The organism is Paenibacillus sp. NMA1017, assembly GCF_058895805.1.
Map to the genome: position 1 here is coordinate 342,060 of NZ_JBZXYR010000005.1, position 21,815 is coordinate 363,874.

General features: G+C 46.7%; 22 protein-coding genes and 1 other annotated feature. All 22 genes read left to right on the forward strand.

Translation table 11 applies throughout. The features are described 5' to 3' along the window. Positions 1–116 precede the first annotated feature (116 nt). The 22 genes from AC5ELV_RS15800 (at position 117) to AC5ELV_RS15905 (ending at position 21,779) form a co-directional block, all read left to right on the forward strand. Positions 117–1,448 carry a LysM peptidoglycan-binding domain-containing protein gene (locus AC5ELV_RS15800; RefSeq protein ID WP_493430928.1) on the forward strand — a complete coding sequence of 444 codons (1,332 nt, stop codon included), beginning with the start codon at positions 117–119 and terminating at the stop codon, positions 1,446–1,448. Positions 1,449–1,857: 409 nt separating this feature from the next. Further along, positions 1,858–4,524 (forward strand): valine--tRNA ligase, encoded by a 2,667-nt coding sequence (locus AC5ELV_RS15805; protein ID WP_342426933.1) that lies wholly within the window; start codon positions 1,858–1,860, stop codon positions 4,522–4,524. A gap of 36 nt (positions 4,525–4,560) precedes the next feature. Further along, positions 4,561–5,937 (forward strand): bifunctional folylpolyglutamate synthase/dihydrofolate synthase, encoded by a 1,377-nt coding sequence (locus AC5ELV_RS15810; protein ID WP_493430929.1) that lies wholly within the window; start codon positions 4,561–4,563, stop codon positions 5,935–5,937. A 6-nt stretch (positions 5,938–5,943) separates the two neighbouring features. Beyond that, positions 5,944–7,323, forward strand: a complete 1,380-nt coding sequence (murC, locus tag AC5ELV_RS15815; protein ID WP_493430951.1) for a UDP-N-acetylmuramate--L-alanine ligase — start codon at positions 5,944–5,946, stop codon at positions 7,321–7,323. 164 nt (positions 7,324–7,487) lie between these two features. After that, a complete protein-coding gene (locus AC5ELV_RS15820; protein WP_493430930.1) occupies positions 7,488–8,708 on the forward strand; it encodes an SPOR domain-containing protein in 1,221 nt (406 codons plus the stop codon). A 121-nt stretch (positions 8,709–8,829) separates the two neighbouring features. Further along, positions 8,830–9,072 carry a DUF4321 domain-containing protein gene (locus AC5ELV_RS15825; protein WP_023989955.1) on the forward strand — a complete coding sequence of 81 codons (243 nt, stop codon included), beginning with the start codon at positions 8,830–8,832 and terminating at the stop codon, positions 9,070–9,072. 22 nt (positions 9,073–9,094) lie between these two features. Next, positions 9,095–9,703 carry a Maf family protein gene (locus AC5ELV_RS15830; RefSeq protein WP_493430931.1) on the forward strand — a complete coding sequence of 203 codons (609 nt, stop codon included), beginning with the start codon at positions 9,095–9,097 and terminating at the stop codon, positions 9,701–9,703. 13 nt (positions 9,704–9,716) lie between these two features. Continuing rightward, the gene (radC, locus tag AC5ELV_RS15835; protein ID WP_025722728.1) at positions 9,717–10,409 is read left to right on the forward strand and encodes a RadC family protein; all 693 of its coding nucleotides are present in this window, start codon (positions 9,717–9,719) and stop codon (positions 10,407–10,409) included. A 105-nt stretch (positions 10,410–10,514) separates the two neighbouring features. Next, a complete protein-coding gene (locus tag AC5ELV_RS15840) occupies positions 10,515–11,549 on the forward strand; it encodes a rod shape-determining protein (RefSeq protein WP_013311600.1) in 1,035 nt (344 codons plus the stop codon). Between the two features lie 55 nt (positions 11,550–11,604). Then, positions 11,605–12,426, forward strand: a complete 822-nt coding sequence (gene mreC / locus AC5ELV_RS15845; RefSeq protein ID WP_043882320.1) for a rod shape-determining protein MreC — start codon at positions 11,605–11,607, stop codon at positions 12,424–12,426. Then, on the forward strand, positions 12,426–12,956 hold the full coding sequence (gene mreD, locus AC5ELV_RS15850; protein ID WP_493430932.1) for a rod shape-determining protein MreD: 531 nt from the start codon (positions 12,426–12,428) through the stop codon (positions 12,954–12,956). Before mreC ends, mreD begins: the two co-directional genes overlap by 1 nt. An 82-nt stretch (positions 12,957–13,038) precedes the next feature. Next, positions 13,039–13,701: a septum site-determining protein MinC gene (gene minC, locus AC5ELV_RS15855; protein WP_493430933.1), complete on the forward strand. Its 663-nt coding sequence runs from the start codon at positions 13,039–13,041 to the stop codon at positions 13,699–13,701. A 3-nt stretch (positions 13,702–13,704) separates the two neighbouring features. Then, on the forward strand, positions 13,705–14,502 hold the full coding sequence (gene minD / locus AC5ELV_RS15860; protein WP_013311596.1) for a septum site-determining protein MinD: 798 nt from the start codon (positions 13,705–13,707) through the stop codon (positions 14,500–14,502). A gap of 338 nt (positions 14,503–14,840) precedes the next feature. Beyond that, positions 14,841–15,686: a peptidoglycan DD-metalloendopeptidase family protein gene (locus AC5ELV_RS15865; protein ID WP_493430934.1), complete on the forward strand. Its 846-nt coding sequence runs from the start codon at positions 14,841–14,843 to the stop codon at positions 15,684–15,686. Beyond that, on the forward strand, positions 15,679–16,557 hold the full coding sequence (locus AC5ELV_RS15870) for a M50 family metallopeptidase (protein ID WP_493430935.1): 879 nt from the start codon (positions 15,679–15,681) through the stop codon (positions 16,555–16,557). The genes AC5ELV_RS15865 and AC5ELV_RS15870 overlap by 8 nt, the downstream gene beginning before the upstream one ends. 48 nt (positions 16,558–16,605) lie before the next feature. Then, a complete protein-coding gene (locus tag AC5ELV_RS15875) occupies positions 16,606–17,790 on the forward strand; it encodes an Rne/Rng family ribonuclease (RefSeq protein WP_493430936.1) in 1,185 nt (394 codons plus the stop codon). A gap of 98 nt (positions 17,791–17,888) precedes the next feature. After that, positions 17,889–17,976, forward strand: a sequence feature (ribosomal protein L21 leader region). 13 nt (positions 17,977–17,989) lie between these two features. Then, positions 17,990–18,301, forward strand: coding sequence for a 50S ribosomal protein L21 (gene rplU, locus AC5ELV_RS15880; protein ID WP_013311592.1), 312 nt, complete (start codon positions 17,990–17,992; stop codon positions 18,299–18,301). Between the two features lie 13 nt (positions 18,302–18,314). Then, the gene (locus tag AC5ELV_RS15885) at positions 18,315–18,653 is read left to right on the forward strand and encodes a ribosomal-processing cysteine protease Prp (protein ID WP_013311591.1); all 339 of its coding nucleotides are present in this window, start codon (positions 18,315–18,317) and stop codon (positions 18,651–18,653) included. Between the two features lie 5 nt (positions 18,654–18,658). Next, complete coding sequence (gene rpmA / locus AC5ELV_RS15890) at positions 18,659–18,976, forward strand: 50S ribosomal protein L27 (RefSeq protein WP_013311590.1); 318 nt, start codon at positions 18,659–18,661, stop codon at positions 18,974–18,976. Between the two features lie 146 nt (positions 18,977–19,122). After that, positions 19,123–19,860, forward strand: coding sequence for a Spo0B domain-containing protein (locus AC5ELV_RS15895; protein ID WP_493430937.1), 738 nt, complete (start codon positions 19,123–19,125; stop codon positions 19,858–19,860). A 13-nt stretch (positions 19,861–19,873) separates the two neighbouring features. Beyond that, a complete protein-coding gene (gene obgE / locus AC5ELV_RS15900) occupies positions 19,874–21,184 on the forward strand; it encodes a GTPase ObgE (protein WP_061828806.1) in 1,311 nt (436 codons plus the stop codon). Positions 21,185–21,341: 157 nt separating this feature from the next. After that, positions 21,342–21,779, forward strand: a complete 438-nt coding sequence (locus tag AC5ELV_RS15905; protein ID WP_013311587.1) for an ACT domain-containing protein — start codon at positions 21,342–21,344, stop codon at positions 21,777–21,779. Positions 21,780–21,815: the final 36 nt, after the last annotated feature.

Here is a 21,815-nt window from a genome sequence, read left to right on the forward strand (position 1 = left end):
GCCTTCTATTTTGGCGCATATACTTGAACCTAGAAACGGTTTGCAATATGGAGTTTCCGTGCGCCTGACCAGAAGTCAGAGGATGTGCGGAGACTGCCCAAAGGAGGATGCCATCCTTGAACAAACAACAGAATGATCAGCCGCAAGGCTTGCGTTTTGATATTTATGAACGCATTCATTTGACGGAGGAAGCTGCCGGGATTGCTGAGTTGGAGGAAATTGAGCTTCTGCCACGCATTCAGGTTGTAACCCACGGCGACCATGCCGCTTTGCGAGGGCATTTGCTGCTGGAGGGCGTGTACCGCACACCTGAACAGATCACGAGCGAGCTTCATCATTTGATCCCTGTGGAAATTACCATTCCGCTAAACCGCGTAGGGAGATTGGAAGATATCTCTGTCGAGATTGAAAACTTTGATGTGGACCTGCTCTCTTTACGTAGTCTAAACATTACAGGCGTTCTTTCTTTGCATGGCGTGGAAAGCTCGCACGCGGAGGAGACGGCGGTTTGGCTGGATGAGGAATTTACCGTAGTGCATGCACCTGAGCATCCGGTTCAATCCTTTTCCGCCGATGGAGAGCATCGTCATGCAGAGACCTATTCTACCAATGACTCGACCTTCGATTACGTTACAGACCCTGAGACTTCTTACAGTGTGCCAGCACAACAGGAGTCCGTTTCCTGGGAACAGCTGTCTGAGGACCATGCGGAACAGCAGTCATCGTCGGAACAACAAGCTTATGAGCCGGCAGTAGATCCTAACCGATTCTATGAGCCTTGGACGGGCAAAGCAGTTGAAGACAACTCTCCCGAGGTCAAACATGAGCATGGGGCTCCGGAAGTGTGGGGATTTCAGCAAGAGGAAGCATGGGCAGGGGGAAATGAGCCCAAAGTATCTTCCGCCTCTCCTAATGTAGTGAATGATCCTTTGTTGAATGAACCACATCCTGTCACGGAGGCCGAGGTCTATCTGGAGCCACAGCTGGAAGCGAGTCAAGTAGATAACTTTGACTTCAGGCCTGAAGCGTCAGAACAGGTGAACCAAGAGGCCCATGACACCTTTACTGAGGATAAGCCAGAGATGCGTGTGGCGCTTAACAGTAAAAAGGATGAAGGGGCAGACGAGCCAGACCCGGTTGTCTACTCATCTTTGCTCCAATCCAGCCGTTCGGTGAAAGAAGCGGAATACCAGCAGCAGTTGGAGCAGGAGCCGCAGGATCAGGATCAGAAAGCCGAAGAAGAGCGGGAGAATGCCAAGTGGAAGAACCTTTTTTTTCATACACAAGATGAAACACCTTTTCGCAAGGTGAGGTTATGCATTGTACAGCGCGAGGATACACTGGAAACCATAGCTGACCGTTATCAGCTCAGCACACGTGAGCTTCAACTGTATAACAGATTGGCGGAGCATCATGTGGAAGAAGGACAGGTATTGTACATCCCTTGATCCAGTTGCTGAAAAATGCACAGCGGGTGTTGACTATAGTCAATGGGAAATGTATGATGTGGTATAGTTATTGAAAGACTGAGATCGGGAAGAGTAGGCAGCAAGCCCTTCAGAGAGTGGAATTGCAGCGCTGTGAGGTTCCGCAGGAAGCTACTGGCCGAAGTCACCCGGGAGTCGCCTGTTTGAACGGTTCCTCATTTAATTCCTACGGAAGATAAGAGGTTCACGGTAGAATAAGGCCGGTCCGCAACCGTTATCTGCATAAAGTGTCACACCATGTGTAATGGATCAGTGGATACATACACTAGGGGTGAAACAAAGGTGGTACCGCGAGAGAACAGCCTTTCGTCCTTTGAGGATGAAGGGCTTTTTTTATTTGCCAATTGAAAAATCATGGAGGTATCCTGATATGTCAGAACAAGACAACAAGACAACCTTGGAAATGCCAACAACGTACGATCCAAAATCAGCAGAACAAAAATGGTACAAAACGTGGATGGAGAAGGGCTATTTCCGCGCGGGGCAACATCCAGAGGCAGAGCCTTTTACAATCGTTATTCCACCACCGAATGTTACGGGTATGTTGCATATTGGACATGCTCTTGACTTTACTTTGCAGGATATTATTATTCGCGCCAAGCGGATGCAGGGTTATGATGCGTTGTGGCTGCCAGGGGCAGACCATGCAGGTATTGCTACTCAAACAAAGGTAGAACAGAAGCTGCGTGAAGAAGGTCTAACACGTTATGATTTGGGCCGCGAGAAGTTTTTAGAGAAAGTATGGGAGTGGAAGGATCTTTATCTAGATAATATCCATAACCAATGGGAAAAGATGGGTTTCTCTCTCGACTATTCTCGTGAGCGTTTTACGCTGGATGAGGGACTGTCCCAAGCGGTACGCGAGGTATTCGTTAAACTGTACAAAAAGGGTCTGATCTATCGCGGTAAACGCATCATTAACTGGGACCCTGCTGCACGTACTGCATTGTCGGACATTGAGGTGGAATACAAAGAGGTGAACGGAAATCTGTATCACCTGCAATATCCACTGAAAGATGGTAGCGGATTTATTACGGTGGCCACTACACGTCCTGAAACGATGCTGGGCGATACAGCTGTAGCTGTACACCCGGAAGATGAACGCTACAAGCAAATGATCGGCAAAATGCTTGTGCTTCCAATCATCGGACGGGAAATTCCGGTCATTGCGGATGACTACGTTGATAAAGATTTCGGTAGCGGCGCGGTTAAAATTACACCGGCTCACGACCCGAATGACTTTGAAATGGGACAACGTCACCAGCTACCACAAATTACGGTGATGGACGAAACGGGAACGATGAATGCCGAAGCAGGCAAATATCAGGGCCTGGATCGTAGCGATTGCCGTAAGCAGATCGTCGCTGATCTGAAAGAGCAGGGCGTACTGATTCGTATTGAAGAGCATGTACACCAAGTAGGCCACAGTGAGCGTACTGGTGTAGTTGTAGAACCTTATCTGTCTACACAATGGTTTGTGGAAATGAAGCCTCTGGCAGCTAAAGCCATTGAAGTGCAGAAGGCTGGCAACGGGGTAAACTTTGTGCCGGATCGCTTTGAGCGTACTTATCTGCATTGGATTGAAAATGTGCGTGACTGGTGTATTTCCCGTCAATTATGGTGGGGACACCGTATTCCGGCTTGGTACGATGAGGAAACCGGAGAAGTTATTGTATCGGCGGAGGACCCTACAACTTTGCCTGAGTATGCTGGCAGAAAGCTAAAACAGGATGAGGATGTGCTGGATACTTGGTTCAGTTCGGCTTTGTGGCCGTTTTCGACACTGGGCTGGCCTGAGCAGACAGAGGACCTCAAACGCTACTATCCGACTAATGTCTTGGTTACAGGCTATGACATTATTTATTTCTGGGTATCGCGTATGATTTTTACAGCGCTAGAGTTTACGGAAGAGATTCCGTTCAAGGACGTACTTATGCACGGGTTGGTTCGTGATGCGGACGGTAGAAAAATGTCCAAATCCCTCGGCAACGGTGTTGATCCGCTCGACGTGATTGACCAATATGGGACCGATGCTATGCGTTATATGATTTCCACCAGTAGCACGCCTGGGCAAGACCTTCGTTTCCGCTGGGAGCGGGTGGAGCAGGCCCGTAACTTTGCCAATAAAATCTGGAATGCGTCACGCTTTGCGCTGATGAATCTGGAAGGTGTCACTTCGGCAGATATAGACATTACTGGTGACTTGAGCACCGCTGATCGTTGGATCCTGCATCGTCTAAACGAAACTTCACGCGACATCACGCGTCTAATAGATGCTTATGAATTTGGCGAGACAGGCCGCCTTCTGTATAACTTTATTTGGGATGATTTGTGCGACTGGTACATTGAGTTTGCGAAGCTTTCCCTATATGGCGACAACGCAGATGCGAAAAAGAAAACGCAGTCCGTACTTGCATATGTATTGGATCGGACGCTGCGCATGATTCATCCGTTCATGCCATTTATCTCTGAGGAAATATGGCAGCATCTTCCACATGAGGGAGAAACGATTACGCTGGCCGCTTGGCCTGTTTATGATCCGGCTTTTGAGGATAAGGATGCAGTTGCAGAAATGAATTTGCTGATCGACGTAATTCGCGCTGTGCGCAATATCCGTGCTGAAGTCAACGTGCCGATGAGTAAAAAAATTGAATTGCTCATAAAACCCGGCGATCAAGCCGTTCTCGATATCATTAACCGCAATGGGGAATATGTACGTAGATTCTGTAATACGTCTGAATTCGACGCGGGATTAGAGTTCACCGTTCCAGATAAAGCGATGACATCTATAGTTAGCGGTGCAGAGCTGTACCTGCCGCTGGCCGGACTGCTTGATATTGCCCAGGAAATTAGCAGACTGGAAAAAGAACTTCAGCATTTGAACAGTGAAGTGGAGCGCGTGGAGAAAAAGTTATCTAACCAAGGCTTTGTGGCGAAGGCACCAGCTAAAGTCATCGAGGAAGAGAAGGCCAAGCAAGCCGATTACTCAGATAAGCGCGCTAAAGTTATCGCACGTATTGAAGAACTCAAGGGATAATTTCACTCACAATAAAATGACCTGAAGGTGAAGAGGATGTCAGATACGATCAGGGGCGGAGACACGGCTCCTTTACAAAGCTATGATGAAGCAGTGGAATGGATTAACGGCTTGATTCCGTTTGGTATCAGACCCGGATTGGAACGAATTGAACAGCTAATGAGTAAATTGGGTGATCCGCAACGACATCTGAAATTTGTGCATATTGCGGGAACCAACGGTAAAGGCTCGACTTGTGCATTTCTGACCTCTGTGCTACTGAAATGTGGGTACGATGTCGGAACTTTTACGTCTCCGTACATCACCCGATTTACGAACCGCTTTCAATTCAATGGGACCGATATTCCCGATGAAACGCTGGTTTTGCTTGCCAATCGCTTGTATCCGTTGGTGAAAGAAATCGCAGATAGTGAATTGGGATCACCTACAATGTTTGAGGTATCGACAGCGTTGGCTATTTTATACTATGCTACTGTATCTTTCCCAGATGTTGTGGTATGGGAGACAGGTCTCGGGGGAAGGATGGATGTAACTAATATCGTGAATCCAATCCTCTCGGTTATTACGAATGTCGGCTATGACCATACGGATATTTTGGGAGATACGCTCGAACAGATTGCAAGGGAAAAAGCCGGTATCATCAAACCGGGTGTACCTGTCGTCAGTTGTGTTTCCCAACCCGAGGCTATTCAGGTCATACGGGAAACGGCGACAAAGCAAGGAGCTACCTTGTACCTGGCAGGAGAACAGTTTACGTATGAACGGCTAAATGGGGATGAAACAGCTCAGACCTTTTCATTCGCGGGGCCCTTCCGACATATGGAAATTGACATCACGTTGTTAGGCGAGCACCAATGTTCTAATGCGGCAGGAGCTATGATGGCACTTGAGGTCCTACGTCAGTATATGGCTTTTGTGTTGGATGATGCAGAATTGCTGGAGGGCTTTAGGCAAACTGCCTGGGCGGGACGTCTCGAACAAGTCAGTACCTCGCCGAGGATTGTCCTTGATGGAGCTCATAATCCAGAAGGAGCACAGACGCTGGCCAAGAGTCTTCCTCAAGTGTATTCGTACAAAAAATTGGTTTTAATGATGGGGATGCTGTCAAACAAGCATCATGAAGCATACTTGCAGCATATACTGCCACTAGTGGATACGCTTATCCTGACCGAGCCCGATTTTCGCCGCAAAATGAATGCCGCTGAATTGGCTCATCTCGTGGAGAAGCTGCGGCCGTCTTATGCCAAAACGGATTTAAAAATATTTGTAGAAGGTGACTGGAAAAAGGCTCTTGGCCTGCTTCAGTCACATACGGAAGCGGAAGATCTGGGGGTGGTGTCCGGCACGCTGTACCTTATTGCGGATGTACGGGCTACCCTTATGTATCAAACCGATTCGGAAAAAGGTTGGTGAAATTTGTTGATTACTTCAGAACATGTTCATTTTATCGGTATCGGCGGCTACGGGATGAGCGCGATTGCTCGGGTCATGCTGGAGATGGGTTATACCGTGACTGGCTCAGATGTGGCATCACAGGAGCTGACAGAAAAACTGGCGGCAAAAGGCGCAAAAATATATATTGGACACACGCCTGAGCATATTGCAGGCGCGGATATCGTCGTCTATTCAACAGCATTGTCACGTGACAATGTGGAGCGGGTGGCAGCAGAGGAATTGAATATTCCAACTCTGCACCGTTCGCAGATGCTGGCTCGCTTGCTTAACGAACGTAAGGGAATAGCTGTTGCGGGTGCGCACGGTAAAACGACAACCTCTTCCATGATCGCTCTGGTTATGGAGAGATGTAACGTTGATCCAACGTATATTATTGGCGGCGAAATCACGAATTTGGGGACGAATGCCAAAGCAGGTAAAAGCGAGTTTGTCGTTGCTGAGGCGGATGAGAGTGATGGTTCTTTCCTGCAATATCATCCTTGGCAAGGCATCGTAACCAATATTGAAGCGGATCATTTGGAAAATTACGATGGCGACTTTAATCGTCTGAAAAGTGCCTATGTACAGTTTTTGAGTCAAATTCGACCGGATGGAGCGGCTATTGTATGCGCAGATGATCAGAACATCCGGGAAATGCTGCCTCAACTCCAGACTCGGGTCATTACTTATGGAGTGGAGCATGAAGCTGATTATATGGCGACAGATATCCAATTAGGTGACCGTCGATTAAGTTTCACTATGAGCCGTAAGGGAACAACACTCGGAACGATCGAACTATCTGTACCGGGTAAACATAACATGTACAATGCGATGGCGACTGTGATTTCATGTTTGGAAGCAGGAATTCCGTTCGATCAAATCGCTGCTACTATTGTGGAATTTCACGGAGCGAAGCGTCGTTTTCAAGTACTAGGTGAAAGCAATGACATATTGATTATTGATGACTATGCGCATCACCCGACAGAGATTGAGGCTACGATTAGCGCAGCGAGAGCGACTGGCAAGCGTATTATTGCTGTATTCCAGCCGCAGCGCTATAGCCGCACCTTTTTCCTGCTCGATGCGTTTAGCCGCGCGTTTAGCGAGGCTAGTGAAGTCATAATTACCGATATTTATTCACCAGCGGGAGAAAAACAGATTGAAGGCGTGCATTCTTCCAAGCTCGTGGAGTTAATCGTTCAAAACAGCAATGCTAATGCAATCTATTTGCCGACCAAAGAAGCTGTGATCGAGGAGTTGAAAGATCGGTTACAGCCGGGTGATCTTGTGCTGACGATGGGAGCGGGAGACATCTGGAAAGCAGGTGACGCGTTAGCGCGCCATCTTCGCGGACAGCAAGTGTAATACGTATAAAAAGCTGTTACGCCAATGAAATACAATTATTCAAGGGTATTCCGAACACGACTGTGTTTCGGGATACCCTTTTTTTGTAATGCTGGGGCATATATTCTTAGCTTGACTCATACAACAGACTATGAGGAAGTATGGGACAAGGAGGGAGTGCATCCATGAACAAGACCAAGATGACATTCCGGTTCGACCAACAGTTGCCGGAGACAAGCCGGGAGGATAAGCTACAGGTGCTTCCGTACAAAAACGAGTCGATTACGAACGAACAGCGTGAAACTGATAACCCGCATAAAGGAACAGAACGGAACAGAGGAATGAAGAAAAATACTGTAACTACGCAAGAATCAGATATCAATGAGCCTGAGGATCTGAATAAACACATTTCAAGTCGGCGTTTTGCTCCGACATTAAGAGTACAAGAGGGATGGGATGACCCTTTTGGTCGTTCGGCGGCTTCCTGGTCAGATGCGGACGTTTTACCAGATAGCCTGGAAGAGGATGAGGAAGCTTATCATTCTGGCCAAGAGTACAGAAAACGTCCGCCCCACCCTTCTAGATGGAAACTGGTTGGCTCTGTAGCCAGTGCGCTGGTGACCGGAGGCATGTTTGGATATATTATGTTGTTACTGTTTAACGGAGGAGGCATGGTCCCGGGATCAGATCCTTCAGTAGAGGAGGCTGTACCGGTCTTTAAAGAATCTGTTGGTGTGGATGCAATATCTGCAAAAGAGAATTCTGTCCCTGTCACTGTCATAGAGGCTCAGGTACCTCCACAAACCTACTATTTGCTGCAATATGGGGTGTTCAGCACTCCAGAACGTGCCTTGCAAGCAAAAGAAGAACTGTTGAAGGCAGGCATTGCAGCAGGAGGGGATACCGAAGACCAAAACCGGGTATATGCAGGAATATCACCAGATAGGGAGCAAGCCAAGTTGCTCAGCAATCAGTTGAAAACACAAGGAGTCGAATTGTATGTCCGTGAACTTGAATTGCCTGGATTCGAAAAAGCGGCTTACGGAGGCGAAGGTGATAAACTCATTAGCTTTTTTCAGTTAAGCAGTTCATTGGTGGGTAAGTTGAGCGGACTTTCCTCAACCTTGCTCGGAGAAGGAGGTCCGAATACGGTGCCAGCCTCCGACATGAAGGAGCTGAACGACCTGCATCAGCAGTGGACACAAAATATCACTGCACTTCCCACCGGTCTTTCGAAGGAAGCGGCTGTCTCCGCAACCTCACTTGAAAAGGCGATGAACAGTGCGATCTCTGCACTTGGGGAATATAATAAGAATACAGCCAAGGAACACATTTGGGAGATTCAGTCCTCCATGATGGAATATGTTTTGCGTGAGAAGGAATTTATCCAATTCATAAAACAATAGGCTAACCATATTTTCCGGCAAGGAACTGGAAATAGTTCCCCATGCCGGATTTCTGTTTGTATTGCAGTACAAATCACCGTATAATAATGAAGGTGTCAAAAAATGGCGAGGGAAGATCAGGATGAAAAAAAATGTAGGAATGCTTATACTGTTTTTATTGCTCGGTTGGCTCTTGGGTGCATGGATTGCCAAAGCCCTTCAATCGATCAAGTTCCTTTCTTTTCTGACCCACCCCACTAGGATATCTTGGTCGCCGAGAGCGGACCTGGATATTATCAGCTACAACATAACGATAAATTTTGAATTGAGCCTGCTTAGTCTGATCGGCATCATTGCCGCGTTCTGGCTGTACCGCAGGCTCTAACTGATGAAAAGGAGCTTCCCTTATGGACGGGAAAATTACGCCCCGCATTATTCTGGCATCGACTTCACCAAGAAGGAAGGAATTGCTCGCATTTTTGAGACTCCCCTTTGAAGTGGTGCCGAGTCATGCGGATGAGAGCACGCCTGAGAGCTGGACGCCTCAGCAAATCGTGGAGACCCTTGCGGCACGCAAAGCCGAAGCGGTCGTGAACACCGCCGCTCAGTCGAAGGAAGCTGGACTGGTGATTGGCAGTGATACCATTGTCGTGCTGGATGGTTCGGTATTGGGCAAGCCTGCCGACCATGCGGACGCGGTTCGCATGCTGACTGCATTGCAGGGAAGGACACACCGTGTGTACACCGGGGTAGCCTGCATACATACCGGAACCGGCGAATTGCTTGTCAGACATCGCCAAACGGAGGTTACAATGAAGCCTCTGAGTCAAGAGCAAATTGTGGCATACGTGAATACTGGTGAACCGTCTGATAAAGCAGGAGCGTATGGCATTCAAGGCATGGGTGCTACGCTGGTGGAATCTATTCAGGGTTGTTATTTTAACGTCGTAGGATTGCCGCTTTCCTTGCTGTCGGACATGCTGTCCGATTTTGGAGTGAATGTGTTGCGTCCATAAAGGGGATAAACATATGCTGGAGTCGCCAATACTGATGCTTCGCGACCTCCCCCATGAAGAACGACCAAGAGAGCGCATGATGACATATGGGGCGGATGCCTTAAGCAACGCGGAGTTGCTGGCAATATTGCTGCGTACAGGAACGCAAAATGAGTCTTCGGTGCATTTAGCGCAGCGTATTTTGCAGCAGGCAGGAAATTTGCGTCAACTGGTGGATATGAGCTTGAGTGAGTTGACCCAGATTAAGGGCATTGGGGATGCTAAAGCGATACAGCTAAAAGCGGGTATCGAACTGGGGCGTCGATTAGCATTGTCTCGCCATTTGGAGACCCCGGTGATTAGTTGCCCGCGGGATGTGGCAGATCTGCTGTTTGAGCAGCTTCGTTATTTGCAGAAAGAGCATTTTGTATGCTTGTTCCTTAACACTAAAAATCATGTCATTGCTCAGGAAACACTATCTATGGGTAGCCTGAATTCTGCCATCGTGCATCCTCGTGAAGTATTTCGGGCAGCAATCAAATGCAGCAGTGCTTCAATAATTTGCGCTCATAACCATCCGAGCGGTGATCCGAAGCCAAGCCCGGAGGATGTCCAGTTGACTCGCCGTTTGATGGAAGCGGGCAACATCGTAGGTATCGACGTGCTTGATCATATTGTGATCGGGGACGGGACCTTTGTAAGTTTGAAGGAACAAGGTCTGATATAATATAATATTTAAATCAAACATTTAAACACGACCGGATAATCCGGCCTGAATAAACCGTTTATACATGGATAACAGATTTCAGGGAAGAGAAAAGGAGATTACATCATGCTGGGTGGCTTTACAAAAGATTTAGGAATAGACTTGGGGACGGCAAACACGCTTGTATACGTAAGAGGTAAAGGAATTGTGGTTCGTGAACCATCTGTAGTCGCTTTGCGTACAGATACAAAAACCATTGAGGCTGTTGGTGAATCTGCGAAAAAAATGATCGGTCGCACACCGGGAAATATCCGTGCGATTCGTCCGATGAAGGACGGTGTCATTGCTGATTTTGATACGACCGCAACGATGATCAAATATTTTATCCGTCAGGCGCAAGCCCAACGCTCTTTGTTTCCACGCCATCCGAACGTGATGGTTTGTGTGCCTTCAGGCATTACTGCGGTGGAGCAGCGTGCTGTTGAAGATGCGACGAAGCAAGCAGGCGCAAGAGAGGCATACACGATAGAGGAGCCGTTTGCAGCTGCCATTGGTGCAGATCTTCCTGTATGGGAGCCTACAGGCAGTATGGTTGTCGATATCGGTGGGGGTACTACCGAAGTTGCAGTCATTTCTCTGGGCGGGATTGTAACAAGCCGCTCCGTACGTGTGGCTGGTGATGAAATGGACGAGTCCATCATCCAATACGTGAAGCGCCAATACAATCTGATGATTGGTGAACGGACTTCAGAGCAACTGAAAATGGAAGTCGGTTCAGCTATGCCATTAGAGCAAGTGGAAACCTCGGAAATCCGCGGACGTGATCTGGTAACAGGTTTGCCGAAGACGATCACGATTACTTCTGATGAAATTAGCGAAGCGTTATCGGATACAGTCAATGCAATCGTGGATGCGGTCAAAGTAACATTGGAAAAATGCCCTCCCGAGTTGGCAGCGGATATCATGGATAGAGGAATCGTACTAACTGGTGGTGGAGCACTTCTGCGTAATCTGGACAAGCTGTTGGCAGGTGAAACCGGAATGCCGGTGATCGTAGCGGAAAATCCTCTGGATTGTGTGGCAATCGGTACAGGCAGAGCGCTGGAAAATATTCATTTGTTCAAATCGCGCAGCAGTTCTGCCGTCCGTTCCAAACGTTGAATCGGGGGTGTAGGAACTGTTTAAGCTGTTTGGCAATAAAAGACTATTTGTCCTATTGATCGGAATCGTTCTGTTTATTGCCCTTATGGGGATTACACTTGGACAGAGAAATTCCTTAACCTGGCCCGAGAAGTTCGCCAGAGATTCAATTGGCTTTGTGCAAGGTATCTTTTACAGGCCCGCTTCAGCAATAGCGGGCTTCTTTGAAGATATCGGAAATATGCGCAGCATCTACGAAGAAAATGAACGGTTAAAAATTGCTGTGGCAAAGCTGACTCGAGACCAGATTCAGACCCATAATTATGTTGAAACAAATGCCAGACTGCAAAATGAACTGAAGTTCACCCAAACGCAAAAGGCGAAGAATAATTATGATTATCGTGTTGCTCAAGTGAACAGCGTCAGCAATGATTCCAAAACGCTTGTAATTGATATTGGTGAGAAGGACGGAGCGAAGGTTGGCCAGGAAGTCAGCTCGCTTGAAGGATTTGTAGGAGTCATTAGTCGAACGGGGAATTTTACGTCCACCGTTACGTTGTTGACTACATTGGATCCTAAAAATCCGAATTCTTATGCCATTGCAGCGACAGTCTTGGGCAAGGAAAATCAATCGTTTGGTATGATTGAAAGCTATGATCCGGGTACGAACAGATTTCAAATGACTCGCATTGAAGAAAAAGATCCAATTGCAAAGGGCGATCAGATTATTACATCTGGTGCAGGTGGGAAATTCCGCAAAAACCTAATGATTGGAACGGTAGAGAAGATTCAGGTTGGGGAGTTTGGCAAAACACGGACAGCGATTATTAAACCGGCAGCCAGCTTTGTGGATTGGAAAGAACTCCTCATCCTTTATACTCCTGAGGTACCGGAATAATGAAGATGCGCGGTCAGGTTCTAATACTGCTGCTGTTTGTACTGTTTATAGCTGAAGGGACGATTCTTCCGTGGCTTCTTCCGGATAGTTGGCATTCAAGAATGGTTCCGAATTTTGTGTATGTCGTGATCTTGTTTGTGTCTGTGTATTACAGCCGTCATATAGCATTGGTGCTAGGTATTGTTTTTGGACTTATTCATGATGTAGTGTTTTACGGGTTTATTATCGGCCCTTACTCTTTTGCAATGGGGTTGTCTGCATACTTATTGGGGCTTGTGTTTACAGCTCGACGTGCCCCGATGCCCATTATGATGGCAGCCGTGTTGATTGGTAGTTTCCTGCTGGACTCTATGCTTTTTGCTATTGATCAGCTGTTCCAGTTGAATCATCAGACTTTCAATTGGGCACTTGCTCAGTATATGATTCCTGATTTATTTATCCATTTTCTGTTCGCCCTCATCATTTATGTCCCAGTTCGCAAGCAATTGCAACGTTTGGGTACCCGTGTGAAAAAGGAAGAGACCGTCTAGGTCTTTTTACACACATTTTGTCCGGGTTAGCAGGGATTTGATGTCCCGGGGACGAAATGATTGAGATAGGAGGGACAGGCTAATGGCGGTGAAATCGAATCATGTCACGATTAAAGGCATCAAAGATGGCCTGGTATTCCTGCTGGACGATCAATGCGAGTTTGAGGATTTGCTGAGTGAGCTGCGTTTTAAGCTGGAGCACAGTCATCAAAATATTTTAACAGGCCCGATCATTCATGTGGATATTAAGCTGGGAAGCCGAGAAGTGACAGAGGAACAGAAGGAAAGTATTCTGGAGATCTTGAAGCAAAAGGGGAATCTGCTCATCAGGTCTGTAGAATCACCTGGACTGCCTGTGGAAGTGCAGGGAAAGCCCCCTATTCACACGGTGACAGGGATTATCCGTTCTGGCCAAGTACTTCATCACAATGGGAACCTACTCTTTTTGGGAGATGTAAACCCGGGTGGAATTATAACATGTACTGGTGATATTTATGTCCTCGGCGCTTTGCGAGGCATGGCGCATGCAGGGATGGAGGGAAATAGTGAAGCGATTATAGCGGCTTCCTATTTTGCACCGACACAGCTGCGAATTTCCGAAATGATCAGCCGTCCACCAGACGAATGGGAGACACGTGAATCCGGTATGGAATTTGCGTATCTCAAGGATGGCGCTATGCAAATAGATAAAATGAGCAATATTGTGCGTCTGGGCCGCGATTTTAACGTGTTCAAAGGGGTGTAGCACATGGGAGAGGCTATCGTCGTCACTTCAGGAAAAGGCGGCGTCGGCAAAACGACGACGTCAGCCAATATAGGAACAGCGCTTGCACTGCTCGGCAAAAAAGTATGTTTGGTGGATACGGATATCGGTTTGCGTAATCTAGACGTTGTAATGGGTCTGGAAAACCGCATTATTTACGACCTTGTTGATGTAGCGGAAGGTCGTTGCCGTTTAAATCAGGCACTGGTTAAGGACAAGCGTTTTGAGGAGCTGTATATGCTGCCAGCCGCTCAAACCAAGGACAAGAGTGCTGTTACGCCGGAGCAGGTTAAGGATATTATTTTGGAGCTTAAAAAGGATTTTGAATATATATTGATCGACTGCCCTGCGGGTATTGAACAAGGCTTTAAAAATGCCATTGCCGGGGCGGATCAGGCCATTGTTGTGACCACTCCGGAAAATGCAGCCGTACGCGATGCAGACCGGGTAATTGGTTTACTGGAAAGCTCACATGTGATATCACCCAAGTTGGTGGTTAACCGCATTCGCAATAGCATGGTTAAATCCGGAGATATGCTGGATATTGATGGGATTTTACAAGTGCTTAGCATAGACCTTATTGGGATTGTGCCGGATGATGAAATGGTAATTAAAGCAGCTAATACAGGGGAGCCTACCGTTATGAATCCAGACTCACAGGCCGCGATTGCTTACCGTAACATTGCGAGACGGATTTTGGGCGATACAGTGCCCCTCATGCAGCTGGACCAGAAGAAAAGCGTGATGACACGCTTTAAGAAGTTTTTTGGTATGGGTGGATGAGGAAAACAGGAAGTTATGGCTGGTAAATTGCTTCCACACTTCCTATGGGATTTTCCATTGGTTCTAAGGTAGGAGCTGTAGTAGTATTCATTTGTAATACTAGACACTTAAATAAGTAATAATCTTATTTAAGTGTTTTTGGTTTGTTTTTTAAATTTCCTTAATACGGTTTCTTAAAATTTAGGATCACTACATAAATATCATAAATACAAAACATAACCGGTGCGCTAGCACCGGTTTTTTGATTTTTAGGTACGTAATCCCGAACCGGACAACATAAGTTGAAGCCCGTCCTCATAAGATGTATCAAACATACCTCGCTGAGGGGGCTGAACAGGATGAATAAAAATTCCGGAATCAAGCAGCGCAGAGAAGAACGTATACAGCAGCTAATCGCGGGAAGCAAAGCGGAGACGTATCCCTCTGGCATATATCAGAAGAGGCACGGGGATAAAGATATGAAGTCGATGCCTATAATCAGTGCCAACTCGCCCAGAGACCCAGAAACCGAGTGGAAAAATGAGCGGCAACGCTGGCAACAATCTTTTGGGACGAATCGTGGTCCGTCTTTTTGGACTTCCTTTTGGCGAAGATCTGTCATAGCAACGGTGTTATTTGGAATGATATGGGGAATGTTTCGTTGGGATATTCCCTATGCAGTGAATTTGAGAATGTTTATTGCGGATGCCTTGAATAAGGATATGGATTTTGCAGCCGCCGGACAATGGTATGAAACTTATTTTGACGGAGCGCCTTCCTTTTTGCCGATTTTTGGCGAGGAGCATGAAACGCACAGGGTAGATGCAAGTCGAAAGGGATCTCCACCGATTGAAGGCACTATAACACAGCCTTTTGTACTGAGCCTTAAAGGGGTAGAAATTACGCCGAATGTCACTGACAACGGGGCAATCGCTGTTAAAAGTATAGATGCAGGACGAGTATTAGACATATTAAATCATCCCAAAAGCGGGATTTCGGTTACAGTTCGACACACTGGCGGTATCACAGCAACTTACGGAAGGCTTTCCCGCTCTACCTTAAAAGTGAACGACTGGGTTCAGGAGGGAGATGAGATCGGTGTACTGCCAGCAAGTCACAGTGGCAGCGAGGCGGCAACTTTGTTTCTGGCAGTTCAGAGAGGGGATCAATACATTGACCCGTCGGAAGTGGTAGCCATTGATTAATGTCCGAGGGGTGACCTTATCACTACATCCACTGTTTGTATTGGTTATGCTGACTTCTATATTAACTGGACATTTTATCGAGATCATAACTTTATTTACATTGGTGTTTATTCATGAGCTAGGTCATGCGACAGCTGCTTCGTTATTGGGCGCGCGGGTGCTTTCCATACAGATGTTACCCTTTGGAGGAGTGGCAGTCATTGAAGATCAGGGGAAGCTGAATGTGTGGAAGGAGATTGTCATTGCGCTAGCGGGGCCCCTGCAAAACGGAATCATGATCATCATCCTTTTGTGGTTCAGAAATGTGAGTGGACTGGAGTATGATTATGTAAATTATGTCATTCAGGGGAATGCAGTTATTGCACTGTTTAATTTGCTGCCCATTTTACCACTTGACGGTGGAAAAATATTGCAGGCGCTGATTAGCTTATCCTTTTCTTATCACCGGACATTAGTGTGGACTTTTAGAGCCAGTATCGTAACGAGTCTGCTATTTTGTATGTATGGTATTTCGCCATTGTTAAGGCAAAATGGACCTATGCATTTAAATCTGCTGGCGGTAGGGATTTTTTTGCTTTATTCTAATATTGTGGATTATCGGAATATCCCTTACCGTTTTATACGGTTTTTGCTGGGGAGGGACGAGCTTTTTTACCGCGAAGTAGCTAAGGGAAGTATTGCCTTACCTATTGTATCCCTGCCAGTGAAACATTTGGAACCTATTTTGCGTCTTTTCAGAAGAGATCGGTATCATATGGTTTATGTTATGAATGAACAGGGACGGATTGTAGCCGTACTGCCGGAGCAACGTCTTATTCGCTCTTATTTTGCGACACGCCCGCCAGATGGTGGAGAACCCAAGCCCAAATAATGTTTTTTGAGTTAAGGAAGAGGCTGTATCCAGAGAGGTTGAAAAACCATGAAGCAAATGATTGTACAATGCCAGCAGCAGATGACCCAAATGGCGCTGTTGGAAGAGGGACGATTGGTTGAATATGCGGCTGAACTGCCGCGAAAACGGGGAATTCTAGGTTCTTTTTTCAAAGCGAGGGTGGTCAATGTGCTACCAGGTATGCAAGCCGCCTTTGTTGATATTGGACAGCGAAAGAATGCCTTTTTGTATGTAGATGACGTACTTCATGCTCATTTGGACAAGCAGCCGGAGGTAAAGCCATCCATTTCTGAAGTGTTAAAGGTGGGGCAGGAAATTGTAGTACAAGTATTAAAAGAGGCTGTTGGTAGCAAAGGAGCCAGGGTCACCACTCATTTTTCACTTCCGGGTCGCTGGATCGTATATATGCCCCGTGCTGATTATGTGGCCGTATCCAAGAAGATCGAACGCGAGGGAGAACGTACCCGTTTGAAAGCAATGGGAGAACAGCTACGCACAAGTGAGGAAGGACTCATAATCCGTACCGTTTCGGAGGACATGAGTATAGAGGCAATTGAAAATGATCTGAATCAACTACGTAAGCAGTGGGCGGCTATTCAGCGTAAAGCTGGTGAACACTCGGCTCCGTGCGAATTACACCGGGACTTAAGTATTGTTCAGCGATTGATTCGGGATGTGTTTACACCTGAACAGGATGAACTGGTTATTGACAGTGAAGAGCAAGCAAAGGATGCAGAAATAATGTTGCAACAGATTGGTCCTGCGAAAGCTCATGTAAGTATATTTCGTGGTGCAGAAGAAACGATTTTTAAAGCTTATGGCATTCATGAGCAGCTGGAACGCGATTTTGCGCGAAAGGTATGGCTGCAGGGCGGCGGATACATTGTCATTGATCATACGGAGGCATTAACCGTCATTGATGTGAATACAGGGAAGTTTACGGGAGGCAGTAATCTGGAAGAGACGGTGACCCGGACTAACATTGAAGCAGCTCAAGAGATTGCCCGCCTGGTACGTGTGCGTGATATTGGGGGTATCATCATCATTGATTTTATTGACATGGAACAAGAGGGGAACCGTCGGGAAGTATCCTCTGTGCTGGAAGCAAGATTGAAGAAGGATCGAACCAAATCTTATGTTGTCGGTTGGACGCGGTTAGGTTTGCTGGAAATGACCCGCAAAAAAGTGCGTGAGGAAAAGACGCTCGTATAGAGCGGTGCGCAACCAGAAATCATTTTAAAACTAAAGGTTGAATGTGCACAAAGCTTGTGATACAATCATTTAGTATGTGTGATGCGTAAGATTGGCTGCACATGCTGTAACCGCTCCAATCAGGTACTGAAGTGCAGTATCCTAAGGGAATCTGCCACCTGCTATTAGGCGAGTCTGAGACATAAGGAGGTGCAAGCAAATGTACGCAATTATCGAAACAGGTGGTAAGCAATACAAAGTTCAAGAGGGCGACGTATTGTTCATCGAGAAGTTGGAAGCTAATGATGGTGAAACTGTAACGTTCGATCGTGTTCTGGCAGTGTCCGGCGACAATGGCTTGACAGCAGGTACACCGCTTCTTTCTGGAGCTTCTGTAACAGCTAAAGTTGAGAAGCATGGTCAAGGTCAAAAGGTCATCGTATACAAATACAAACCTAAAAAGAACTACCATGTGAAGCAAGGTCATCGTCAACCGTACACGAAAGTGACGATTGAAAAAATCCAAGCGTAAGAGGGTGCGATAAGTGATTATCGTGCGTATTACACGACTGGAGGATGGCAGCATACAGGGGTTTTCCGTTAAAGGACATGCGAATTTCGCTAAATCTGGCGAGGATATCGTATGTGCTGGCGTTTCAGCGGTAACGGTAGGAACTGTCAATTCGATTGGAGCTCTTACGGACGTTGAGATGGAAACGGAAATGGAAAACGGCTTTTTAAGCGCGTATCTTTCTCCTGAAAGTTATCATGATGCGAACGCACAGGTTCAACTGTTGTTGGAGTCCATGGTGATTATGCTGACAAGTATTGCTGAATCATACGGTAAGTATATTCAAATAGAAAATAATCAAAGAAGGAGGTAGACATCATGTTGAAATTGACATTGGATCTTCAATTATTCGCATCGAAAAAAGGTGTAGGTTCCACAAAAAACGGACGTGACAGTAGATCGAAACGTCTTGGAGTGAAACGTGCTGACGGTCAAGCAGTTACCGGCGGTAGCATCCTGGTTCGTCAACGCGGAACGAAAATTCACCCAGGCACGAACGTGGGCATCGGTAAGGACGACACTCTGTTCGCGAAAGTGGACGGCGTTGTGAAGTTCGAACGTTGGGGCCGTGATCGCAAAAAGGTGAGCATCTACCCGATCGACGTTGCTCCAGTAGCAGCTACTGTAGAAGCTTAATAGCGGCTTAGACACGCTGAAAAGCCTCCGGCACTTTTGTCGGAGGCTTTTTTGCATGATGGTAATGAACTGGAAAGTTAGTCTGTGCTATACTGGATTAAGGTTCTTTAATAATCCATTTAATTATCGCAGAACGGAGAGAAGCCATGTTCCAGCGGATAAGAGCGCCTTATCTGGCGTTGGGTTCCATTCTGATTCCTTTGGTTTTTTCACTGCTCTATCCTAAAGTGTTAACGATTATCTTATTAGCAGTATGGTCTGTAGTTGCTGCATGCTTTGGTATGTGGTATACGCATAGACAGGTTGAGTATGAGCGGAAAGCTGCTTTGCGTTCCTTTGAGCGTACAGCGATTGCAATGCTTAACCATCATCGGCATGACTGGATGAATGACTTGCAAGTGCTTTATGGATATATTCGTATGAATAAGCATGATAAATCTGTTGCTTATGTGGAAACAATAAAAGGGCGCGTGGCGGAAGACAGTAAAATATCTAAGTTGGGTATTCCCTCACTGGTGTTTTATTTACAGTCTTTTCGCGTGAACGCCGGTAATTTACAGTTGTCGGTACAGGTTGAGGAGCAGTTAAAGTTAGACGCTGTCATGTCTCCCGAAGACGGCGAGTCGCTTGCCTCGGCCGTCATAGAAACGGTGCGTGCGTATCAATATGGCGGGGGCCGGTCGTCCTGGGGAGAAGTGCGCAGATTGACACTTTTTTTCGGTATGGATCAGAATGATGTTATCGTCCGTTTTGAAGGAAGTGACATACCTGCGGATTTGAATATCTTAAAGCGGGTCAGATCCGTACTCGGAAGTGAACGCATTCGAACAGAGAAGCTCCCTACGGGCGAAATGCTTCAAATTCGGATGCAGTGCCAGACATAAGGAAGGTGTAACCATGTTTGTAGATAAAGCGAAGATTTTTGTTAAAGGCGGTGACGGTGGAGACGGATTAATTGCGTTTCGCCGTGAGAAATACGTTCCTGAAGGTGGCCCAGGTGGTGGTGACGGAGGGAATGGTGGAGACGTAATTTTCCGTGTAGATGAGGGTTTGCGTACCTTGATGGATTTTCGGTACCAACGGCATTTTAAAGCCCAGCGTGGAGTGAAAGGTCGCAATAAAAGTCAACACGGAGCTAATGCGGAGCACATGATCGTACGTATACCACCGGGAACGGTCATCATAGATGATGATACTGGTGAAGTGGTAGCAGATATGACACGTCATGGTCAACAAGTCGTCGTAGCTAAAGGAGGACGCGGAGGACGCGGGAACATCCGTTTTGCTACGCCGAGTAATCCAGCGCCTGAGTTGGCTGAGAACGGCGCAGAGGGACAAGAACGTTATATCACACTTGAGTTAAAAGTAATGGCTGACGTAGGCTTGGTCGGTTTCCCTAGTGTAGGGAAGTCTACCTTATTGTCGGTTGTATCTTCCGCAAAACCGAAAATTGGGGCATACCACTTTACAACGATTACTCCGAATTTGGGCGTTGTGGATGTGGGTGATCATCGTAACTTTGTGATGGCGGATTTGCCTGGTTTGATTGAAGGAGCTCATGAAGGTATTGGGCTGGGACATGAATTTCTGCGGCACATTGAGCGTACGCGTATTATTATCCATGTCGTGGATATGGCGGGCTCCGAAGGACGTGACCCGTTTGAAGATTGGACTAAAATTAACGACGAATTGAAGCAATATAATGCAGCATTGGCTGAGCGTCCACAAATTGTGGCGGCCAATAAAATGGATATGCCGGAAGCTGAAGAAAACCTGGCTCACTTCAAAGAGCAGATTGCTTCTATACGTCCTGATCTTGAAATCATGCCTATTTCCTCACTGACACGTCAAGGTGTGAAGGAACTGCTCTACCGGGCTGCTGATTTACTGGATCAAATACCGGACGAGCCGGTGGTTGAGGAAGTAGCAGAAGTTAATGAACGTAAGGTATTTAAGCTGGATACAGCAGAAGACGATGGCTTTACAATTGTGCGTGAAAACGACACATTCGTGGTGCAGAGCCCTAAAATTGAGCGCATGATGAAGCGCATGCAGTTGAACTCGCATGATGCCATTTTGAAATTAGCAAGAACGTTACGCCACATGGGTGTGGATGCTGAGTTACGCAAGCGTGGCGCCAAAGATGGTACATCTGTACGCATTGCTGATTTCGAGTTCGAATTTGTTGAAGGCAGCAGCTACTACTAAAAATTAAATAAATGTCTAAAACCTGAACGGTTACTGTACTATAGGAAAATCTATAGAAGGCGGTAGCCGTTTTTTGCATTGTTAGCTTGCCGATTTTCATGAGTTTCGATATAATGTCCTCTATACAAAAACATAAGTCTTTGAGGAGAGGACGTTCTTGAAAGAGCGCTATTACTTGGTACGGGAAGATATTTTGCCTGAAGCTATTGTTAAGACCATACAGGTGAAACTGCTGCTGGCTTCAGGAGATGTTAAAACCGTGCATGATGCCGTGGAGCAAGTTGGGCTAAGCCGAAGCGCCTTTTATAAATATAAGGATGGCATACACTTGGTTAACCAGCTGGAGCGTGAGCGAATTGTCAATATCTCTATTGATTTAGAGCATCAATCCGGAATGTTGTCCAGGGTGCTTGGTAGAGTGGCTGATTTCGGAGGCAATGTGCTGACGATCCAGCAAAGTATTCCACTGCAAGGCAGAGCCAACGTAGTCATCTCGGTAGAAATGTCCAGACTCAGTGAAGAGTTGGGTGTTCTACTGGAGGGCTTGGAAGATATCTCTGGAGTCAAACGTGTTCGCCTAATTGGGCAAGGATAAGGCAATACAGTTCATTAGATATAAGTTCACGGGAGG